Source organism: Mycobacterium sp. 1245805.9 (genome assembly GCF_001672915.1).
Classification (GTDB): Bacteria; Actinomycetota; Actinomycetes; order Mycobacteriales; family Mycobacteriaceae; genus Mycobacterium.
The window spans coordinates 1-17,470 of the sequence record NZ_LZKR01000221.1; the positions used below are offsets into that span (position 1 = coordinate 1).

At 68.0% G+C, this 17,470-nt stretch carries 16 protein-coding genes and 1 pseudogene; 3 read left to right on the plus strand and 14 right to left on the minus strand.

Annotated features, from left to right (window positions below; all coding sequences use genetic code 11):
- The 8 genes and pseudogenes from A9X00_RS30385 to A9X00_RS28585 form a co-directional block, all read right to left on the minus strand.
- Window positions 1–437 (minus strand): annotated as a pseudogene (locus A9X00_RS30385) (DUF222 domain-containing protein); the annotation flags it as partial.
- A gap of 56 nt (window positions 438–493) precedes the next feature.
- Window positions 494–1,753: a hypothetical protein gene (locus tag A9X00_RS28555; RefSeq protein WP_369830803.1), complete on the minus strand. Its 1,260-nt coding sequence runs from the start codon at window positions 1,751–1,753 to the stop codon at window positions 494–496.
- Complete coding sequence (locus A9X00_RS28560) at window positions 1,750–2,511, minus strand: SDR family NAD(P)-dependent oxidoreductase (RefSeq protein WP_067161548.1); 762 nt, start codon at window positions 2,509–2,511, stop codon at window positions 1,750–1,752. Before A9X00_RS28560 ends, A9X00_RS28555 begins: the two co-directional genes overlap by 4 nt.
- Window positions 2,508–4,838, minus strand: a complete 2,331-nt coding sequence (locus A9X00_RS28565; protein WP_067161549.1) for a CaiB/BaiF CoA-transferase family protein — start codon at window positions 4,836–4,838, stop codon at window positions 2,508–2,510. The genes A9X00_RS28560 and A9X00_RS28565 overlap by 4 nt, the downstream gene beginning before the upstream one ends.
- A gap of 19 nt (window positions 4,839–4,857) precedes the next feature.
- Window positions 4,858–5,826: an enoyl-CoA hydratase/isomerase family protein gene (locus A9X00_RS28570; protein WP_067161552.1), complete on the minus strand. Its 969-nt coding sequence runs from the start codon at window positions 5,824–5,826 to the stop codon at window positions 4,858–4,860.
- Window positions 5,827–5,841: 15 nt separating this feature from the next.
- On the minus strand, window positions 5,842–6,678 hold the full coding sequence (locus A9X00_RS28575; protein ID WP_067161555.1) for a mycofactocin-coupled SDR family oxidoreductase: 837 nt from the start codon (window positions 6,676–6,678) through the stop codon (window positions 5,842–5,844).
- A complete protein-coding gene (locus A9X00_RS28580; protein WP_067161558.1) occupies window positions 6,678–7,880 on the minus strand; it encodes a cytochrome P450 in 1,203 nt (400 codons plus the stop codon). Before A9X00_RS28580 ends, A9X00_RS28575 begins: the two co-directional genes overlap by 1 nt.
- Window positions 7,881–8,013: 133 nt before the next feature.
- The gene (locus A9X00_RS28585; protein WP_067161561.1) at window positions 8,014–8,688 is read right to left on the minus strand and encodes a TetR/AcrR family transcriptional regulator; all 675 of its coding nucleotides are present in this window, start codon (window positions 8,686–8,688) and stop codon (window positions 8,014–8,016) included.
- A gap of 98 nt (window positions 8,689–8,786) precedes the next feature.
- Here A9X00_RS28585 and A9X00_RS28590 point away from each other — a divergent pair, with 98 nt between their 5' ends.
- Both A9X00_RS28590 and A9X00_RS28595 read left to right on the plus strand, forming a co-directional pair.
- Window positions 8,787–9,371: a preprotein translocase subunit SecD gene (locus A9X00_RS28590; protein WP_067161563.1), complete on the plus strand. Its 585-nt coding sequence runs from the start codon at window positions 8,787–8,789 to the stop codon at window positions 9,369–9,371.
- Between the two features lies 1 nt (window position 9,372).
- Window positions 9,373–10,185 (plus strand): sugar phosphate isomerase/epimerase, encoded by an 813-nt coding sequence (locus A9X00_RS28595; protein ID WP_067161565.1) that lies wholly within the window; start codon window positions 9,373–9,375, stop codon window positions 10,183–10,185.
- 4 nt (window positions 10,186–10,189) lie between these two features.
- On the opposite strand, the gene A9X00_RS28600 is transcribed toward A9X00_RS28595, so the two are convergent.
- Genes A9X00_RS28600 through A9X00_RS28615 form a run of 4 tightly spaced genes read right to left on the minus strand, consistent with a single transcriptional unit; the run spans window position 10,190 to window position 14,772 of the window.
- Window positions 10,190–11,029 carry a class II glutamine amidotransferase gene (locus A9X00_RS28600; RefSeq protein WP_067161567.1) on the minus strand — a complete coding sequence of 280 codons (840 nt, stop codon included), beginning with the start codon at window positions 11,027–11,029 and terminating at the stop codon, window positions 10,190–10,192.
- 39 nt (window positions 11,030–11,068) lie between these two features.
- The gene (locus A9X00_RS28605) at window positions 11,069–12,130 is read right to left on the minus strand and encodes a putative zinc-binding metallopeptidase (RefSeq protein WP_067161581.1); all 1,062 of its coding nucleotides are present in this window, start codon (window positions 12,128–12,130) and stop codon (window positions 11,069–11,071) included.
- 7 nt (window positions 12,131–12,137) lie between these two features.
- A complete protein-coding gene (locus A9X00_RS28610) occupies window positions 12,138–13,136 on the minus strand; it encodes a Gfo/Idh/MocA family protein (protein WP_067161571.1) in 999 nt (332 codons plus the stop codon).
- A gap of 25 nt (window positions 13,137–13,161) precedes the next feature.
- Window positions 13,162–14,772, minus strand: a complete 1,611-nt coding sequence (locus A9X00_RS28615; RefSeq protein ID WP_067161574.1) for an arylsulfatase — start codon at window positions 14,770–14,772, stop codon at window positions 13,162–13,164.
- Window positions 14,773–14,870: 98 nt separating this feature from the next.
- Between A9X00_RS28615 and A9X00_RS28620 the strand changes: the two genes are divergently transcribed.
- The gene (locus tag A9X00_RS28620) at window positions 14,871–15,890 is read left to right on the plus strand and encodes a nitronate monooxygenase (protein WP_082975590.1); all 1,020 of its coding nucleotides are present in this window, start codon (window positions 14,871–14,873) and stop codon (window positions 15,888–15,890) included.
- 23 nt (window positions 15,891–15,913) lie between these two features.
- Here the strand turns inward: A9X00_RS28620 and A9X00_RS28625 are convergent, their stop codons facing one another.
- Together A9X00_RS28625 and A9X00_RS28630 are read right to left on the minus strand one after the other, a co-directional pair.
- Window positions 15,914–16,138 carry a hypothetical protein gene (locus A9X00_RS28625; RefSeq protein ID WP_067161586.1) on the minus strand — a complete coding sequence of 75 codons (225 nt, stop codon included), beginning with the start codon at window positions 16,136–16,138 and terminating at the stop codon, window positions 15,914–15,916.
- Window positions 16,139–16,247: 109 nt separating this feature from the next.
- On the minus strand, window positions 16,248–17,225 hold the full coding sequence (locus A9X00_RS28630; RefSeq protein ID WP_197515304.1) for an alpha/beta fold hydrolase: 978 nt from the start codon (window positions 17,223–17,225) through the stop codon (window positions 16,248–16,250).
- Between the last annotated feature and the right edge of the window lie 245 nt (window positions 17,226–17,470).

A 17,470-nucleotide genomic window follows, 5' to 3' on the forward strand; every position in this document is an offset into this window, starting at 1 on the left:
TCGACCTCGGCGGGTAGGTGAGCGAAAAAGCTGCGGATCACCCGCACATGCCCATCGCCGATCAGTCCTTCACGTTGGGCGGCCGCGGTCGCGGCCAACTGCGGGGCCAGCGGTTCTCCGGTTAGCGCCCGCCGCTCACCGAGGTCCTCGGCCTCGGCGATGCGCCGCCCGGCCTCGGCCTTGGTGATGCGCAACCGATCGGCCAGCGCGCAACACAGGTTGCCGCCCAGCTCTGCCGGCGTGGCCTGCGCGCCGAGTTGATTGATCAGCTCGTGTTGGGGGGCGCGCAGCCGACGCGCCGCGCGTTCCAGCTGTTCGAGGGCGGCCAGTCATTCCGGGGTGGTCAGCACGTCAAAGGACAAATCGCACAACGGCTTCAGGGCGCCGTTGAACGCGTCGAAACCCTCGACGATCTCCTCACGACTGCTCGAACCCATGCCCCAAATCGTAGGAACGGCCACCGACAAGAAACCCTGACCCGTGACCCCTGAAACTAAAGTGACACAAGGGATTCCACGCAATTCCGTTCCCAGAGGTTCAGCAGGTTCGACAGCATCTGCAGCGGCGCACGCACGCTCTCGTCGTCCCTGACCCGGGGATCCATCCGGCTCCCCGGTGGATCGGTCCCAAAGCGCGCCCGGATCAGCGCCGGCACGTCCAGCAGCCACGCGACCCCCATCACCGCGGCGTACAGCAGCGTGTGCCGTCGCAGTCGGTCAGGATCGAGCCGCGGGCCACCACACCGCTCGACCTCGCCGATGAACAGACAGAGCAGCTCATCGAAATGCCCGTTCCACAGGTCGGTTTCGGCGCCGGACATGGCACCCCAGATGGCCATGCCCATGTTCATCTGGCCCACGCATCCCCAGTCCAGCAGGCCGCAGCGCAAAACGCCGTGGTCGCCGCGCCAAAACCAGGCATTGTCGATGTTGGCGTTCCAGTGGCACAGCGCGACATAGTCGGAATCGGCGGCGAGCCGGCTCATGATCGTGTGCTCGTGACGCGCGACCCTCGGCACCTCGTCGCGCAGGCGCGCCAAGAACTCCTTCGAGCCGGCATTGGCGGGCACGAGCCCGGGGTGCGTTTCGATGAATCCGGTCAGCTGGGACACGCGCCGGTTCAACTTCTCGGCGCTGAACGCCGCGCGATCACCCACGGTCGCGGCCCGCACGTCCACCGGAAAGCACGACGCCAGCGACTCCGGGAGGCGCCCGGGTCCGTAGGTCCCCGCGAGGCGGCCCAGCGCGGTCAGCAGCGCGCGGTAGTGGCCGACCGGGTCGGGCATGTCGTAGTCGAGGCACTTGTGATACTGGGGCTCGATCCCATTGCGGCCGAACGGGATCCGTTCGGCGATCAGGATTCCCGTCCCGGTCTGGGGATCGTAGTCACCAAACTGCACGGCGGGCACCGCGATGGGAAATCCGGGGGCTCGGGACAGGGTGGCGAACCGGACCTCCGGCTCCATCTGCGTCCTTCCCCTGTCGCGCACCGGGTCGTCGAGATCGCGTGAGAACTTGACGAACAGGTCGGTGTGCAAATCGGGCTGCGGCCGGTGATATTCGACCGTCAGCTCGACTTTGCGTCCGGTGCTGCCCCCGGCGACCTCGCGGAACTCCGCTATGCGCGTGACGGCGTTGCCGTCGGCGAGCACGCCCGCGGCCCGAAACGCCTCGGTCAGGAACCGCGCGCCGGCGTCGCGTAAAGCGTTGGGGTCGGCCGGGATCGCGAGGCCGGACTGCTCGCCGTAGCTCACCAAGTCTGTTCCGCCGCGCGCACCAGCATGTGGTTGACGGCCACCCGGCGATCACGGGTCACCATGTAGAGCACCGCGTCGGCGATGTCTTCCGGCCGCAACTTGACCATGCCCGCCGTCTGGCGGGCGACCGCCTCGCGCGAGGGCCCGGACAGGTGGTTGAAGATCTCGGTGTCGACGGTTCCAGGCGCCACCACGCCGACGCGCACCCGACTACCGAGCAGCTCTTGGCGGATCCCCTCGCTGAACGCGTTCACCCCGAACTTGGTCAGCGAGTAGACCGCGGTGTTGGGTCGGGCCACCCAGCCCCCGGTGGAGCTGATGGTGACCAGATCGGCGACACCGCGCGGCGAGCTGGCGGCCGCGTCGACCAGGTGCGGGAGCGCGGCGCGGGTCACGTAGAGGACGCCTTGCACGTTGACCGCGACCATGTCGTCCCAGTCCTGCAGGCGAGCCTCGGCGGCGGGCCCGGACCGCATCAGCCCGGCATTGTTCACCACGGTGTCGAGCCGCCCCAGCTCGTCGACGGTGCGCTGCACGGCCGCGGATACGGCCTCGGCATCGACCACATCCGCGGCAACGACCAGCGCTGTGCCGCCGGCCGATTCGATCTCGGCCTTGAGGTCGGCGAGCCGGTCGGCGCGGCGCGCCATGAGGGCCACCGCGGCGCCTTCTGCGGCCAACGCCGTCGCCGTTGCCGCCCCGATACCGCTGCTGGCGCCGGTCACCAGCGCCACGGTGCCCGTCAGCGTCGTCACCTTCCGCCTCCCGTCGGGGATCCGGCGCCCAAAATCTCCCGCAGGACGTAGTCGTTGTCCTCGCCCAAGTCCGGTGCGCCGCGGTCGATTCGCGCCGGGGAATTCGCCAGCCGCCACGACGGCCCCACTATCGGGCGCTGTCCTTCGCGGTGATCCGTGACGAAGCGATACAGCTCGCGGTCCCACAAGCGTTGATCGCCGATGACGTCGATCGCGGTGGCGCTCTTGCACGCCGGGACTCCCGCCGCCCGCAGGCGGTGCGCGAGCTCCTCGGCGTCGTGGTCACGGGTGAGCCCGGCGAGCTCGGCGTCCAGCGCTTCGGCGTTGCGGTGCCGGGCCGCCATCGTGGCGTAGCGCGCATCGTCGGCCAGTTCCTCGGCGCCCAACACCTCACACAACCGGCGCCATTCGGCGTCGTCGGCCACGGCCACGGCGATCCAGGAATCGTCCCGGCACGGGTAGCAGCCGTGTGGGCACATGTCGGGATGCCTATTGCCGTTGGGCCCCAGATGTCTTGCGGCGGTGAGGCTTTGTTCGAGCAGGCAGTCGCCGACCATCGAGGACAGCGTCTCCACCGCCGACACGTCGACGAACTGGCCCTCGCCGCTGACTTCCCGGTGCAGCAGCGCCACCACGGCCGCGTAGGCGGCGGCCGCTCCGACGGTGGAATCCCCGTAACGCATGCTCGTCCCGAGCGGGGGCCCGCCCGGGTAGCCGACCAGCGAGGCCAGCCCGGCCAGCGCGGCGAAGCATGGGGCGTAACCGGTTTGATGTCCCAGCGGCCCGTCGTTGCCCCACATCTTGATCGACACCGAAATGATGTCCGGCTTGATGGCCTTCAGCTGCTCGTAGCCCAGGCCCTGGCGCTCCATCGCGCCCGGCCGCAAGTTGTTGACGACGATGTCGCTGCGGGAGATCAGCTCGCGCAGCCGCTCCATGTCGCCGTCCGACTTGATGTCCAGGTCCACGCTGAGGATCTCGTGGTTGATGCTGAGGAAGTAGGGGGCGTGGTTGACGTCGGTGCCGCCGTAGGCCCGCATCTCCTCGGGGGCGCTTGCGGTTTCGACCTTGATCACCTCGGCGCCCAGCTGCGCCAGCAGCTTGCCGGCGTACGGGCCGGCCCACACCTTGGTGAGCTCGACGACCCGAACGCCCTGCAGCGGCCCGCCCCGCGGGCGCTTGGGCGGCTTGAGTTGCGGTGCCCTGACCGCCGGCGGCGTGCGCGGCGCGTCCAGCCCGTCCAGGACCGCGTCGGTGTGCTGGCCGAGAGCCGGTGCGGCGGAGGTGATTCGGGCCGGCGATGCGCCGAGCGCGTACGGCACGGTGGGATACGCCGCGTCCCCGAGCGCGGGGTGGCTTACCTCCTGGAAGAACCCGCGGTGGCGGTATTGCGCCGACCGGTGCAGATCGGCGGCCTCGTTGACCGCGACCAACGGCACCCCGAGGCGCTGCGCCCGGTCCGCCGCCACTTCCTTGGCCAAGCCCCGGACCCACGCGGCGAAACCCCGCCGAAACGCCCCGACCTTGTCCGCGGTGACGGAGAATTCCAGCCAGTCGTCCTCGAAGGCGTTCAGCCAGTCCGGGCGACCCATGAGTTCCTTCAGGCCGCTCCAGTGGGCGCGGCTGGTCATATACAGGTAGACGAACCCGTCGGCGCAGGCGAAGAACGACGCCGGCCCCGCCTGGTCGTAGTCGTCGCGGCGGCCTTGCGCCGGAACCTCCCCGGTGATGAATCGGCCCAGGATGCAGTCCGCGCGCGAGACCAGCGTCGCGTGCTGGGAGATGTCGATGGACTCTCCCCGGCCCGTGTGCAGCCGCCCGAACAGCGACGACGCGACGCACAGCGCCGCGTCCAGACCCGCCTCGTAGTCCGCCAGGAACAGCCCCGGCCCCTGCAGCGGCGGCTTGTGAGGATCCGCGTGACTGGGTGTGTGATAGCCCCACCCGCTGGCGTGGAACACGTTGAGGCTCTTGGCATTCTCGAACTCGCCGCCGAACGGCGTGATCGAACAGAACACGACCGACGGATACCGCTCCGAAAGACCCCCGTCCCGGTCTTCGATGACCGCGTCCGCCGACGCGATCAGCTCCTCCAGGCGCTCGCCGTCCAGGACGGCGGAGCGCTTGTTCGTGTTGAGGTAGGCGAACAGCGCACTGCCCTCGGGACCGTCGGCAAGAATGGGCGCCATCCCGCGGGTGCGGCTGCCGCGTTCGGGCGCCTCGACCTTGATCACCTCGGCGCCGAAGTCGGCGAGCAGCTTTCCGCAGTACTCCCCCGCGACCGTCTCGGCCAATTCGACGATCCGGAAGCCCGTCAACGCGGACATGGGCGCCGTCCCGAAACGGTCAGGGCTTCTTCCGTCCCGAGCGGCTCAGGCGCCACTCCGGCGGGAAGTTCAGGTCGTTGTCCTTCACCACGTTGTTGAGGCCCTTTTCGAAAGTGCCCTCGGTGAGGTCGACCTCTTGCGCGTCGTTTTGGATCAGCGGCAGCATGCCCTCGACCATGCCGGTGAGCAGGCTGCCGAAGTACTCGCCCTTGTGCTGCTTGTACAGCTCCAGGAAGGTCTTCTGCACCGCCACGGTGTCCGTGGGACGCGAGCGCGAGCACGCCATCGCGTATTTCAGCGTCTCTTCCTCTAGCTTCTCGCGGGGCACCACGCTGTTGACGAAGCCGCACTCGTACATCTCCTTCGCGCTGAACGGCCGCCCGGTGAACAGCATTTCGGAGAACTTCCGCAGGCCCATCGTCTCCGCCCACCACCACAGGCGGGGGCCCCAGCCCACGTAGCGGAACGCGGGGTGGCCGAACAGGGCGTCGTCGGAGGACACCACCAGATCGGCGTCGCCGGCCTGATAGAAGTGCCACCCGTAGCAGTAGCCCTTCGCCTCGATGATGCTGATCTTCCGAAGCTCTTGCAGCGGACGGTTTCCCGCGCGGGCCTTGGCGTAGAAATCCGTGACCGTGGACAGGTAACGGTACGACCCGCCCGGCGGATACTTGACGTCATCGTCGTTGATCGCGAGCTCGTGCAGCAGCGGCAACCCGGGATTCTCCAGCATCGGGCGTTGCTCCGGCAGGTCCCCGCCGCTGCCGAAATCCTCCCCCTCGCCGCGGATCACCACGACCTTGACGTCGTCGTCGACGTTGCACTTGTGGATCAGGTCGGCGTAGTTCTGCCGCATGCCCAGCGTCGTGGCGTTCTGCGCGTCGGGACGGTCAAAGGTGATGTAGGCAATCCTGTTCTTCTTGTCCTTCTCGAACTTGATGTACTGCTCGGCTTCCTTCTTCAGTTTCTCGTAGTCGTACTCAGGCATCGGTCTCCACTTTCTCTACTTGAGCAAGGCGCCCGCGTCGACGGGCAGCGAAACGCCGGTGACATAACGAGATTCGTCAGAGGCGAGGAACAGGACGGCGTTGCTGATGTCGGCGGCTTCCACCCAGGGCACCGGCAGCGTGTGGGTCATCTGGGAGAACGGCGCGAAGTCCTCCGGTCCGGGATTCTCCAGGTCCGGGCGGAACAGGCGGAACGTCACCTCGTTCATGGTCATCGGCGTGTTCACCTGGCTGGGATGCACCGAATGCACCCGGATCATGTGCTGGCCCAGCTCGACGGCGAAGGCGCGCATCAACCCGATCACCCCGTGCTTGGCGGCGATGTAGTGGCCGGTGTAGGGCATGGCCTTGTGCGATCCGACCGAGCCGGTGAGCACGATCGATCCGCCGCGTTCGCCAGCGATGATATGGGGCACACCGGCTTTCACGGTGTGCCAGACGCCCGAGAGGTTCACGTCGATCATGTCTTGCCAGACGTTCTCGCGAATCTTGTGCAGCTTGTTGCCAAATGTGCCGATGCCCGCGTTCGCGACAACGATGTCGAGACGGCCGAGTTGTTCCACGCCGCCGTCCACCGCCGCCTTGAGCGCGTCGTAGTCACGCACGTCGACCTGTGCCGTCACGATGCGGCGGTTGTGACCCTTCACCAGGTCGGCGGTTTCCGCGAGGTCCTCGGGAGTCGAATGCGGGTAGGCCAGGTTGTCGATGGGTCCGCAGACGTCGACCGCGATGATGTCGGCACCCTCCTGGGCCAGGCGCACAGCGTGACTGCGGCCCTGTCCCCGGGCCGCGCCGGTGATGAAGGCGACCTTCCCTGCTACCCGCCCCGACATCAGGGCACCACGGTGGGCAGGGTTTCCCAGCCCCGCACCGACGACGTCGGGCTGAGCGTGGCGTTGGCGAGATCGGGCTCCCATTCCGGGAAGCGCTTGAGGATCTCCTCCAGCGCGACCCGGCCCTCCAGCCGGGCCAGCGCCGAACCCAGGCAGAAGTGGGCTCCGACGCTGAAGGTGAGGTGCGGGCGGGCGGGTCGGTGGATGTTGAATTCGCCCGCGTCGGGACCGAATTGGCGCTCATCGCGGCAGGCCGCCCCGAGCAGCATCATCATCACGCTGCCCTCCGGCACCGTCTGGTCGTACAGGCTGACGTCGCGTGTCACGTAGCGCGCCATGTGCGGAGCGGGCGGCTCGTAGCGCAGCAGCTCCTCGATGGCCTGCGGGATGAGCGCCGGGTTCTCGACAAGTTCACGACGCTGATCGGGATGCTCGGCGAGAACCTTGCCCGCCCAACCGATCAGCCGGGTCGTGGTTTCATTGCCCGCCCCGGCGACCACGTTGAGGTACACCAGAATCTCCTCGCGCCGCAGCCGCCGCGTGGTCCCGGTCTCGTCGACGAACTCCACGTTGAGCAGCTCGGTCATGATGTCGTCGGACGGATGCTCGGCACGCCAGTCGATGTAGGCCTCGAACTGCTCGCCCACCGACAAGCCATGCTCGGCGGCGCTCATCGGCTTGCCGGGCTCGGTGCGTAGTTGGGCATTCCCGCGATCGCGGATGTACTCCTGATCTTCCTCGGGAATCCCGAGCAGCATGCTGATGACCTTCATCGGCATGATCGCGCCGAGATCGGTGACGAAGTCGAATCGCCCCGACCCCACCAGGGGATCCAGCAACTGAGCGCAGAAGTCCCGGATCATCGGCTCCAGCGCGTTGATCTTGCGGGGAGTGAACATCCGCGACAACAGCTTGCGGTGCACGTCGTGGATCGGGGGGTCTTCGAAGATCAGCATCCCGGAGGGGATTTCGAGGTTGGCCTTGATCAACTCGAGGATCACGCCCCGGGCCGAGCTGTAGGTGCCGTTATCGATCAGGGCCTTGTTGACATCGGCGAACCGGCTCAACGCGTAGAAGTCGTATTCGGCGTTGTAGTAAAGCGGCGCCTCGTCGCGCAGGCGCGCGAACATCGGATACGGGTCGGCAATCAGCTCGACGTCGTACGGGTCGAAATGAACATCGCTGTCCGTGCTCGCCGTCACGAAATTCCTCCTAGCGCCTGCATTTTCACTTATTCGCCGAGGGTCCGCCGCCGCTGCGTCGGTGACGGAATCGGGCCGCACGATTTATACGCTTCGCTTAAATCCGTTGCGCGAACTCTATTCTCGTAGAGAATCATATGGCGGGTGCTCTGGCAAGGCTTTGAGCCGGCGACCCGCCGGTCTCGGTCAGCCGGCCCTTGTCGGGGTTCTTCAGGATGCCGGTGGCGATGGCCGTCAGGATCGCGTCGAGCTGCTCGGGACTGTCGATGATCCGGTCGCCATGGGCGAAGCGCAGCAGCAGGCCGTTGATGAAGGTGAGCGTGATGTTGCTCAGGTCCTCGACCACCGCCGGCTCCAGGTCGGCGCCGCGCGGCATCAGCTGGACCAGGATTTCGCGGTGCAGCCCGGTGAATGCATCCGTGGCCTGCTGCAGGATCGCCGCCACCGCCGGGTCGCGCGTGGCCTGCATGGTCAGCTCGTAGCGGGCTCTGGTCCGCAACAATTGCGGTTCGTCGCCGGCCTGGATCACCACCTGCGACAGCCGCGACGGCGACGAGTCGCCGTCGGCGCCGTCGGCCACGGACTGCAAGGTCGCCAAATCCAGCTCCGCCAGCCGCTCGGCCGCGGCGCGCAGCAGCGCCGAGCGGGTCCGGAAATAGAACGAGGTGGTGCCGTCCGGGACCCCGGCCTCGCGGTCGACTTTGAGATGGCTCAACCCCTTCGCCCCGTCCTGGGCCAACAGGCGGATCGCCGCGTCGCACAGGTCGCGGCGGCGTTCGGTGGGGTTGGGCTTTCGTCGTTTGTCCATTGCGGGGTATCCGAAGCGGGAGACTACTCTATATTTGTAGTGTCCGTAAAGGGCGTGTCGCGCGAACCCAACGGGTCCCCGGATGAAACTGTGGTGCAATGATCACGCGCTCGGTGGGCGCCCGCGGCCTCACCTGCGCCCTGCTGCTCGGTGCGGTGACGTGCGGGTGCCACTCGACGCCACCGCACACCCCCGCCACGACGCCGACCACCGCCGCGGCCCCGACGACCACCCAACCGCCGCCCCCCGCGGTGAGCATCCAGCCGTTGCCGGTTCGGCCGGTGCAGAAGTCGCAGCCGACGACGCCCAACAAGTGCCCCGCCACGAATGCGGGCAGCCCGGTGGCGCCGACCAGCGTGCTGGTCACCTGTGATCTCGCCCGGACCACGATCTATACGTTGGGTCCCGAGACGATGCGGCTGGCGCTGACGCACGTGGACCCGCCGGCCTCCCTTACGTCCGGCTTCTTTGAGGTGAGCCTGACGATGGATCCGGCGTCCGCGGCGGCCTGGGCGACGTTCACCGCCACCCACCTGCAAGACCACGTGGCCTTCATCCGCGACGATCTGGTTCTGGAGGCGCCGATCATCGTGGAGCCGGTGACCTCCGGGAAGATCGCGCTGACCACACAAACCGCCCAGGCCGCCGACCAGTTGGCCCAACTGGCCGGCCGCCCCGCCTAGCATGGATCGCCTCGGTGTCGGCTTCCTCGGCGGCTTCGGCCTTCCCCCAGTGGAATTCGTCGATCTCACGGCGGACCTCGGCTGCAGATACATGTCGGCCGTCGTGCGGGGGCTTCCGCTGGTACCGCTCGGCTATCCGCCCTTCTCGCTCAAGGACTCGCCGCTGCGGCGAGACGTGCTGGCCGCGATGAACAACCGTGGTGTCACGATCTCGCTCGGCGACGGGTTCCTGGTGCTGCCCGGGGCCGAGATGGGCGATTTCGCGGGCGATCTCGACGCGCTGGCCGACCTAGGCGTTCCGCTGATCAACGTGGTGAGCCTGGACCCCGACCTGGGCCGCACGTTCGACCAGTTCGCGGTCCTGACGGAACTCGCCGCCCAACGCGGCATCCAGACGGTCGTGGAACCGGTGCCGGGGCTGACCGTGGGTGACCTGCCCACGGCGCTGGCCGCGCGGGACCACGTCGCGCGGGCCGACTTTCGGTTGTTGATCGACACCATGCACTTGGTGAGATCCGGATCGACCGCCGCCGATGTCGCGGCCATCGACCCCGAGCACATCGGATATGCGCAAGTCAACGACACGACGCTGGCGCCGCGCGTCGACAATTACATGGAGGAGGCCATGTTCGAACGCATGGTTCCCGGCGAGGGCGAATTGCCGCTGCACGACATGATTTCCGCGCTTCCCGCCGATGTCGTGATCGAAATCGAAGTCCCGCAAAGATCTTTGGCGCTGGCGGGCGTGAGCCCGATCGATCGCCTCCGCCCCTGCGTCGAGGCGGCGCGCCGGTTGTTGTCCGGGATCTCCTGAGCTGTCAGGCCGCCGCGGGGGCGATGGGCCGGAAGGCGCGCTCTTCGACGTCCCGGCCGATGGTCAGCGCCGTCCCGGCCGGCACTTCCCGCCACATCCCGGGCAGATGGGTCAGCGGTTCGGACACCACCACGCGCGAGTCGTCGGCGAAGTGCTCGGATCCCTCGTCCTCGGGGTAGAGCATCCGCACGGACGCCGGATCTTCGCTCACGAACAGCGTATTGGCCTCCGCTGCGCTGGCGTAACGGACGGCGTACAGTCGCGCGCCATCGCTGACACCGACCGTCATCTGTAGGGCCGGCTCCGCCACGCCGGCGCCGGCGGCGATCGCCTCGACGAAACCTGCCATCCGCGCGATCCCGGCGATCGGGTCATCGGCGAGGCCGAACGTCAGCGCGAGGTGAAACATCAACTCCGAATCGGTCGATCCCGCGATGTTGCCGAACAAGTCGGGGTGCACGGCCAGCAGCAGGTCCCGCCGCAACCGTTGATACCCGCCCACGTGTCCGTTGTGCACGAAGAGCCAATTGCGGTAGCGGAAGGGGTGGCAATTCGTCTGTTGCACCGGGGTCCCGGTCCCCGCCCGCACGTGCGCGAGAAACAGGGGCGTGCGAATCTCGGTGGCCAGTTCCAAAAGGTTCTCGTCGCCCCACGCCGGCGTGATGCTGCGAAACAGCGCCGGTTGCGTGCGGTGCTCGTACCAGCCCAGCCCCGTGCCGTCGCCGTTGGGGATCTCCATGTTCGGTGCGTGCCGGCGGCTCTGCTCGATCAGCGAGCGCGGCGGGTCGTGCAGCAGCTCCCTGGGTGCGATCGCACTGCCCAGATATCCAACCCACCGACACATCCGGCTCTCCTCGCTATCCCTGCGGCGCGGTTCCTCGAATCACGGCGCGGTTCCTCGAATCACTCTGTGCACAAACGCCAGCTTGCAGACCACCGGAGGCGGGATGTGGAACGGGTAGAGCGGGTTCTTGCCCATGGCGGTGTTCACCTGATTGAAGAACAGCGCCAACCACTTCCAGTCTTCGAGCAGATGCTCGATCGGCGCATCGTCGTACGACGCGAGCGGAACGATGTCGCGCGGCACCGAGAAGCGGACCCTGTCGGCGTGCAAGACCATCCCGGCCTCGCGGGTGGTGGCCATGGTGTCTGCGATGTGCAGATAGTGGGCGAAGCATTCGGCGAAGTCCTCCCACGGGTGCATGGTCGCGTATTCGGAGATGTAGGAGTCGCCCCAGTTCGGCGGGGCACCGAATTTGTAGTGTCGTGCCATCTCGTGTTGGTAATCCACGCGCTCGTCGCCGAAGATCTCCCGGCACTCGTCGAGATAGCGGGCGGCGCCGGGATCCTGTTCCACGAGCACGTTTTGGTAGTAGTGGCCGACCTCGTGGCGGAAGTGGCCCAGCATGGTGCGGTAGGGCTCGCCGAGGTTGACCCGCAGCGCCTCGCGGTAGGCGTCGAGCGACTCCACCAAGTCGATCGTGATCACCCCGCCGGCGTGTCCGATCACCACCCGCTCGCCGCCGCTGTAGCTGGACAGCAGATCGAACGCCAGCCCGCCGTCCTTTCGCCAGTAGGGGTCGATCGGCAAGCCGATGTCGACGAGCTGATAAACCAAGCGACGCAGCGCAACCGCGGTGGACGCCAGCTTCTCCTGCGCGATGGTGTCGTCCGCGTCGGGCTCTCGGCGGATCAGCGAATCGGCCAGGCAGCGCCCCTGCTCGCCGCCGATCTCTTGTCGCTCCGGGGCCAACCAGTTGCAGCCGAGGGTGGCCGACCGCGTGCACTGAATCCAGACTTCGCCGTCGATGACGGCCGCGCCCGAAGACGTCGCAACCATCGCGCGGCTTGGCACGTGTAATCCAAGCTCGGTCGAGCAGTTCGGGCACCGGCTCGACTCGAAGGGGGCGAAGCTGCGGCACACGGGGCAGGCGAACGCGTGCACGGGAGGCTCAACTCGGTTCGCGAAGCGGAAGCCCCGCGGCACGATAGATCGCGTCGATGACGGTCATGTTTTCGATCGCGTCCTCCGGGGTCGTCCGGACCGGTTCCCCGCGCAGCACCGCCGCGGCAAACGCGTCGAGCTGATAGGCGTAGGAGGTGCGGCGCGAAAAGCGTTCGACGCGTCGCCCGTCGTGCGATCGGATCGTGAGGCGGTGGAAAAGGCTGGGCAACACCGGGTTCAAGACTCGAACCTCACCGTGTTCGCCGATGACGCGAGCGCTGATCTGCAGCAGCTGCGACGACCACATCGAACAGCGGACCCGGCCGGTGTGCCCCTCGGCGAACTTCACCTCGGCCGTCATGGCCCGGTCCACCTGCGGATCGCGCAATTTCGCCTGCGCCGAAACGACTTCCGGCGTCGAGCCGCCGAAGGTGCGGACCATGTGGACCGAGTAGCACCCGGCGTCCATCAGCGCCCCGCCGGCAAGCGAATAGTTGTAGCGGATGTCGGAGAACCTCGGCAGGGGGAAGCACATGGCGGCCTCCACCCTTCGCAGCTTGCCCAGCTCGCCGGAGGCGATGATCTCCTCGACGCGCCGGGTCAGCGGGTGGTAGCGATAGTGGAAGGCCTCCATCACCACCCGGTCCGAATTCGCGGCGACCGCGGCGATCTCGCGCGCCTCGTCGGCGTTGGCGGTGAACGGCTTTTCGCACAGGACGTGCTTGCCGGCGGCCAGCGCCGCCCGCGTCCACTTGCCGTGCAGGCCGTTGGGCAGCGGGTTGTAGACCGCGTCGATGGCCGGGGCGGCGATCAGCGCGTCGTAGCTGTCGTGCACGCGCGGGACGCCGTGCTTGGCGGCGAAGGCCTGGCCGCGTGCCGGGTCGCGGGCCGCGACGGCGGCCACCTCGACCTGGCTGTGTTGCTTGGCCGGCGTGACGACGGCCAGGGGCGCGATGCGGGCCGCACCCAGGATGCCGATTCGGATGGGCTTGCCGTCAGCTGACACGGAGCCGACGCTAGCACTCGAGCGTCTACAGCTCGGCGTCGAACACCGAGACGGGGTCCAGGATCACGCCGGTCTCCTCGACGTAGCGATCCCAGAGCGCCAACAGCTCGGCCAGCTTGTCCGGTCGCGAGGTGGCCAGATCCTCGATCTCGCCCGGGTCATCGGACAGGTCGTACAGCTGCCAGGCGCCCGGGCCATACGGCGCGGGCAGATAAACCGCCTTCCAGTCGCCCTGACGGATCGCCCTGCGCCCGAACAATTCCCAGCCGGTGCCGGTGTCCGCGCCGTGGACCGCGTCGCTGTCGCCCGACAGATACGGCACCAGGGAGCGGCCCCGCATCGGTGCGACGTCGCGGCCCCGGTAGGCGGTGCCCGGGTGCGCGACGCCGGCGAGCTCGAGCACCGTCGGGGCGATGTCCATGACCGTCGTGAAGGCCGTGCCGATTTCGGCCTGCCGGGCAAAGCCGGGCCAGGTCACGAAGCCAACCACCCGGATGCCGCCCTCGGTGGTGAACGCCTTGTGCAGGCGCGACGGCGCGGTGGCCGCTTGCGCCCAGCGCGGGCCGTACCAGATGAACGAGGTGGGCCCGCCCAGGTTGTCGAGGCTGTTGTCGCAGTACTTTTCGATCTGCGCGACGATCTGGGCGCCCCGCAGCGGCATCGCCTCGACCATCGCGCCCTCCGCGCCGTTGTCGGACAGGAAAATCACGACGGTGTTGTCCAGCTCGCCGGTGTCGGCCAGGTAGTCGATGACCCGGCCGATGTTCTGATCCATCCGGTCCACCATTGCGGCGTAGACCTCCATGCTGCGGGCCGAACGCGCGCGCTCGTCGTCGGTCATGTCGGCCCATTCGGGGGCGCCGTCGGCCACGACCGGGTGGGCCTCGACGTCGGGCGGGCACAGGCCGAGCTTCTTCAGCGCCGCCAGGCGGGCCTCGCGCAATTCGTCGGGCCCGGCGTCGTAGCGGCCGCGGTAGGTCGCGATGTTTTCGCTCGGCGCCTGCAAGGGCCAGTGCGGGGCCTGGAAGGGCAGGTAGGCGAAGAACGGACGTTCGTCGTCGTCGGGTCGCTCGCGGAAGTAGCGCAGCAGGGTGTCGACGTAGAAGTCGGACGAATAGAAGTCAGGAGAAAAGAAGTCGACGGTGACGAACTGGTCATCCTCGGTGTAAAGCGTTGCCACGGGCGAGAAGCCGCCGCCCACCGCGGGGCCGTAGTGGCTGGCGCCGGCCGGCAACAAGGCGAACGAGCGGTCGAATCCGCGGGCCCACGGCGACGTTTCTTTTGTGTCGCCCAGGTGCCACTTGCCCGACATGAGCGTCAGGTATCCGGCGTCGCGCAGCAGCTCGGGCAGGGCGACGACCCGGTCGTTAAGGTGGCCCTCGTAGCCGGGGGCGCCGCGGAACTCGGGGATCGCTACCTCGAGCATCGTGCCGATGCCCGCGATGTGGTGGTCGGTGCCGGTCAGCAGCATCGCCCGGGTGGGCGAGCACGCCGGGGCGGAATGGAAATCGGTGAACCGGACACCGGCGTAGGCCAGCCGGTCCAGGTTCGGCGTGTTGATCTCGCCGCCGAACGCGCCGATGTCGGAATATCCGAGGTCGTCCGCCACGATTACCAGAAAGTTGGGCCGCTTCACGCTGAAGCATCCTGTCAGGTCGGGCGCCGGGATGGAATGGCAAGGCTGCGCCGATATTCTCCAGGCAGCGTGTAATCCGGACTCGAAGGGGGACTGCGATGCTCGAACAGTTTGGGATGTCGATACCGCTGGTCGCCGCCCCGATGGCCGGCGGGCCCACCACACCGGCGATGGTGTCGGCCGCGACCCAGGCCGGTGCCCTGGGCATGCTGGCGGCCGGGTACAAAACCGTCGACGCCGTCGAGGCCGAGATCAAACAGGTCCGCGCCGAGGGAATCCCGTTCGGCATCAACGTCTTTGCGCCCAATCCCCTGCCGGTCGACCCCGACACCTACCGCGCTTACGCCGCGATCGTCCAAAAGGAGGCCGACCAGTTCGGTCTCACGCTTCCCGCCGAGCCGATCGACGACACCGACCGCTTCGACGAGAAGATCGCGCTGCTGCTGGACGACCCGGTGCCGTTGGTCTCGTTCACGTTCGGGATACCGCCGCGCGAGGTGATCACCGCGCTGCAGAAGGCGAATACCGTTGTGGTGCAGACCGTGACGACGCCCGACGAGGCGGCGCAGGCGCGCGACGCCGGCGTGGACATGCTTGCGGTGCAGGCGGCGACGGCCGGCGGGCATTCGGGCACGCTGTCGCCGCGCCGGCCGTTGACGCCGGTCCCGATCGTCGACCTCGTCGCACAGATCGTCGCGACGGTACCGCTGCCGGTGATGGCCGCCGGCGGACTCGCCACTCCGGGCGCGGTGGCCGACGTGATCCGCGCCGGCGCCACGGCGGCCGCGGTCGGAACGGTTCTGCTGCGCGCCACCGAAAGTGGCGCCTCGGCCACCCATCAGGCGGCCCTCATGGATCCGGCTTACACCGAAACCGTGATCACCCGGGCGTTTACCGGCCGGCCGGCGCGCGGCCTGCGCAACGCGTTCATCGATGCCCACGAGGCGCAGGCGCCGCTGGGCTATCCGGCGATTCACTACCTCACCAGCCCGATGCGCAAGGCCGCCGCCGCGGCGGGTAAGCCCGACTACGTCCACCTGTGGGCGGGCACCGGGTATCGACACGCCACCGCCGAAGCCGCGGCGGACATCTTGCGCCGGTTAGCCTCCGACCTCTAACCGTGGCGGGGCCGGCCGGGAATTTAGTTGCTCAGATACAAGTACCAGAGGCCGTCGGCATGCTGCTGGCAGGAGAAATGGGTGAAGGTGCCGGGGTGGTTGACCTCGACGTGGGGGCCGTCCACCTCGCATGCTGCCTGTGTCGCATAGTTGCCTTCGACTTGGATTTCCTCAGCGTTGCTGATGCCTACGCCGGTGGTCATCAGGCCACAGAACGCCAGAACACCGGCGGCAACGATCTTCCTCATCATGCACCTCCAGATTGCTGATGGCCCGACGTTAGCGAGCCCCGACCATTGCCGCACAGCAAACGAAAAGAATTTGCACGCTCATAACATTTGGGTCTTTTGCCGGTGGTCAACTGGCCGCGCCACGGGCGGGTCGGCGCCGCATGGACATCACGCGGTCGATCGCCTCGCTGACGCACTCCGCGTCCTCGTCGAGCAGCATGTGCCCGGCGGTGGGCCGGTGCAGGTGGGTGGCGCCCGGGATGGCAGCCGCCAGCTCGCGCGCATGCTCGGCCGGCGTGGTTCGGTCCGCTCCCCCGCTGATGACGACCGTGTTGGCGGCGATCGCGGCGAGGCCGTCGTACTGGTCGTAGCGCTTCAGGCTGGGCAGGAAGCCGGCCGCGGTCGTCAGTGAAATGGTGCGGATCGCGGATTGGGTGACCGCCGCGGCGCCGTTGCGCTCGACGCCGGAATACCGGATGAGGCCCTCGCAGACGGGCCGCACCAGCCCGTTGATCGCCTGGTCCGTCGCCCGGCGGGGCAGGTGGTGCACCAGGTCGAACAGCGCTCCCGTGGCGCGGGTGGCCAGCAAGCGGCCCAGCCCGCGCTCGGCAAGCCGGCCCGCCGCCGTGGCCACCAGGACGAGGCCCTGCGGTTCCACCGGGCGCCCGGCGGCCGCCCGCGCCAGGTACGCCAGCGCCGTCATCCCGCCCATCGAGTGCCCCGCCAGGGTGAGCGGTCCGCTCACGCGCAGAACGGTCAGCACGTCGGCGAGGTCGGCGGCGAGCCGGTCGATCTCGTAGGTGTGCATGTCCGCGCCGGTCGAACGGCCGTGGCCGCGGTGGTCGTAGGTGATGATTCGCACGCTGTCGCCCCACCGGCGCACCAGGTGGCGGACCTGAAGGGCCCAGCTCGACTGGGTCAGGCACAGACCGTGCAGCAGGACGACGGTGTGGTCGCGGGCGCCGGAAGCACCGTAGTCACGGACCGCGAGCCGCACGCCGTCACTGGCGATGACGGTGCGGTCGATATAGCCGTCCCGCCTCGTGGGCAGTCGCTGCGGAAGCGCAGCGGTCGTACCGCCGTAGGCGTTTGATCCCGTAGGCATTTCCGGCTGAGTGAACACGGCGCGCTCCTGATCGGTGTCTATGTCGAGGGGGTCTCGACACCCTGTTCACTCGAAGCTACGGAGCGATGACGGCGCTGACGCGCTTGTGCGCGATAGCCACGCAACAAGCGATTTTCGCACTTTTGCGCATTGTGCTCGTGGGGGTTGGCGGCCTAGTCTCCGCCGCCGTGTCCCTTGCCGTGGCCCTTGCCGGGGCCGTGTCGGGGCGGGGGCGGTGGTTGTTC

Excerpts from the sequence above, each read along its gene's own strand:
- A9X00_RS28565 (WP_067161549.1), bottom strand. The coding sequence starts at position 4,838 with ATGTCCGCGTTGACGGGCTTCCGGATCGTCGAATTGGCCGAGACGGTC.
- A9X00_RS28570 (WP_067161552.1), bottom strand. The coding sequence starts at position 5,826 with ATGCCTGAGTACGACTACGAGAAACTGAAGAAGGAAGCCGAGCAGTAC.
- A9X00_RS28575 (WP_067161555.1), bottom strand. The coding sequence starts at position 6,678 with ATGTCGGGGCGGGTAGCAGGGAAGGTCGCCTTCATCACCGGCGCGGCC.
- A9X00_RS28585 (WP_067161561.1), bottom strand. The coding sequence starts at position 8,688 with ATGGACAAACGACGAAAGCCCAACCCCACCGAACGCCGCCGCGACCTG.
- A9X00_RS28590 (WP_067161563.1), top strand. The coding sequence starts at position 8,787 with ATGATCACGCGCTCGGTGGGCGCCCGCGGCCTCACCTGCGCCCTGCTG.
- A9X00_RS28595 (WP_067161565.1), top strand. The coding sequence starts at position 9,373 with ATGGATCGCCTCGGTGTCGGCTTCCTCGGCGGCTTCGGCCTTCCCCCA.
- A9X00_RS28600 (WP_067161567.1), bottom strand. The coding sequence starts at position 11,029 with ATGTGTCGGTGGGTTGGATATCTGGGCAGTGCGATCGCACCCAGGGAG.
- A9X00_RS28620 (WP_082975590.1), top strand. The coding sequence starts at position 14,871 with ATGCTCGAACAGTTTGGGATGTCGATACCGCTGGTCGCCGCCCCGATG.
- A9X00_RS28625 (WP_067161586.1), bottom strand. The coding sequence starts at position 16,138 with ATGAGGAAGATCGTTGCCGCCGGTGTTCTGGCGTTCTGTGGCCTGATG.
- A9X00_RS28630 (WP_197515304.1), bottom strand. The coding sequence starts at position 17,225 with ATGCCTACGGGATCAAACGCCTACGGCGGTACGACCGCTGCGCTTCCG.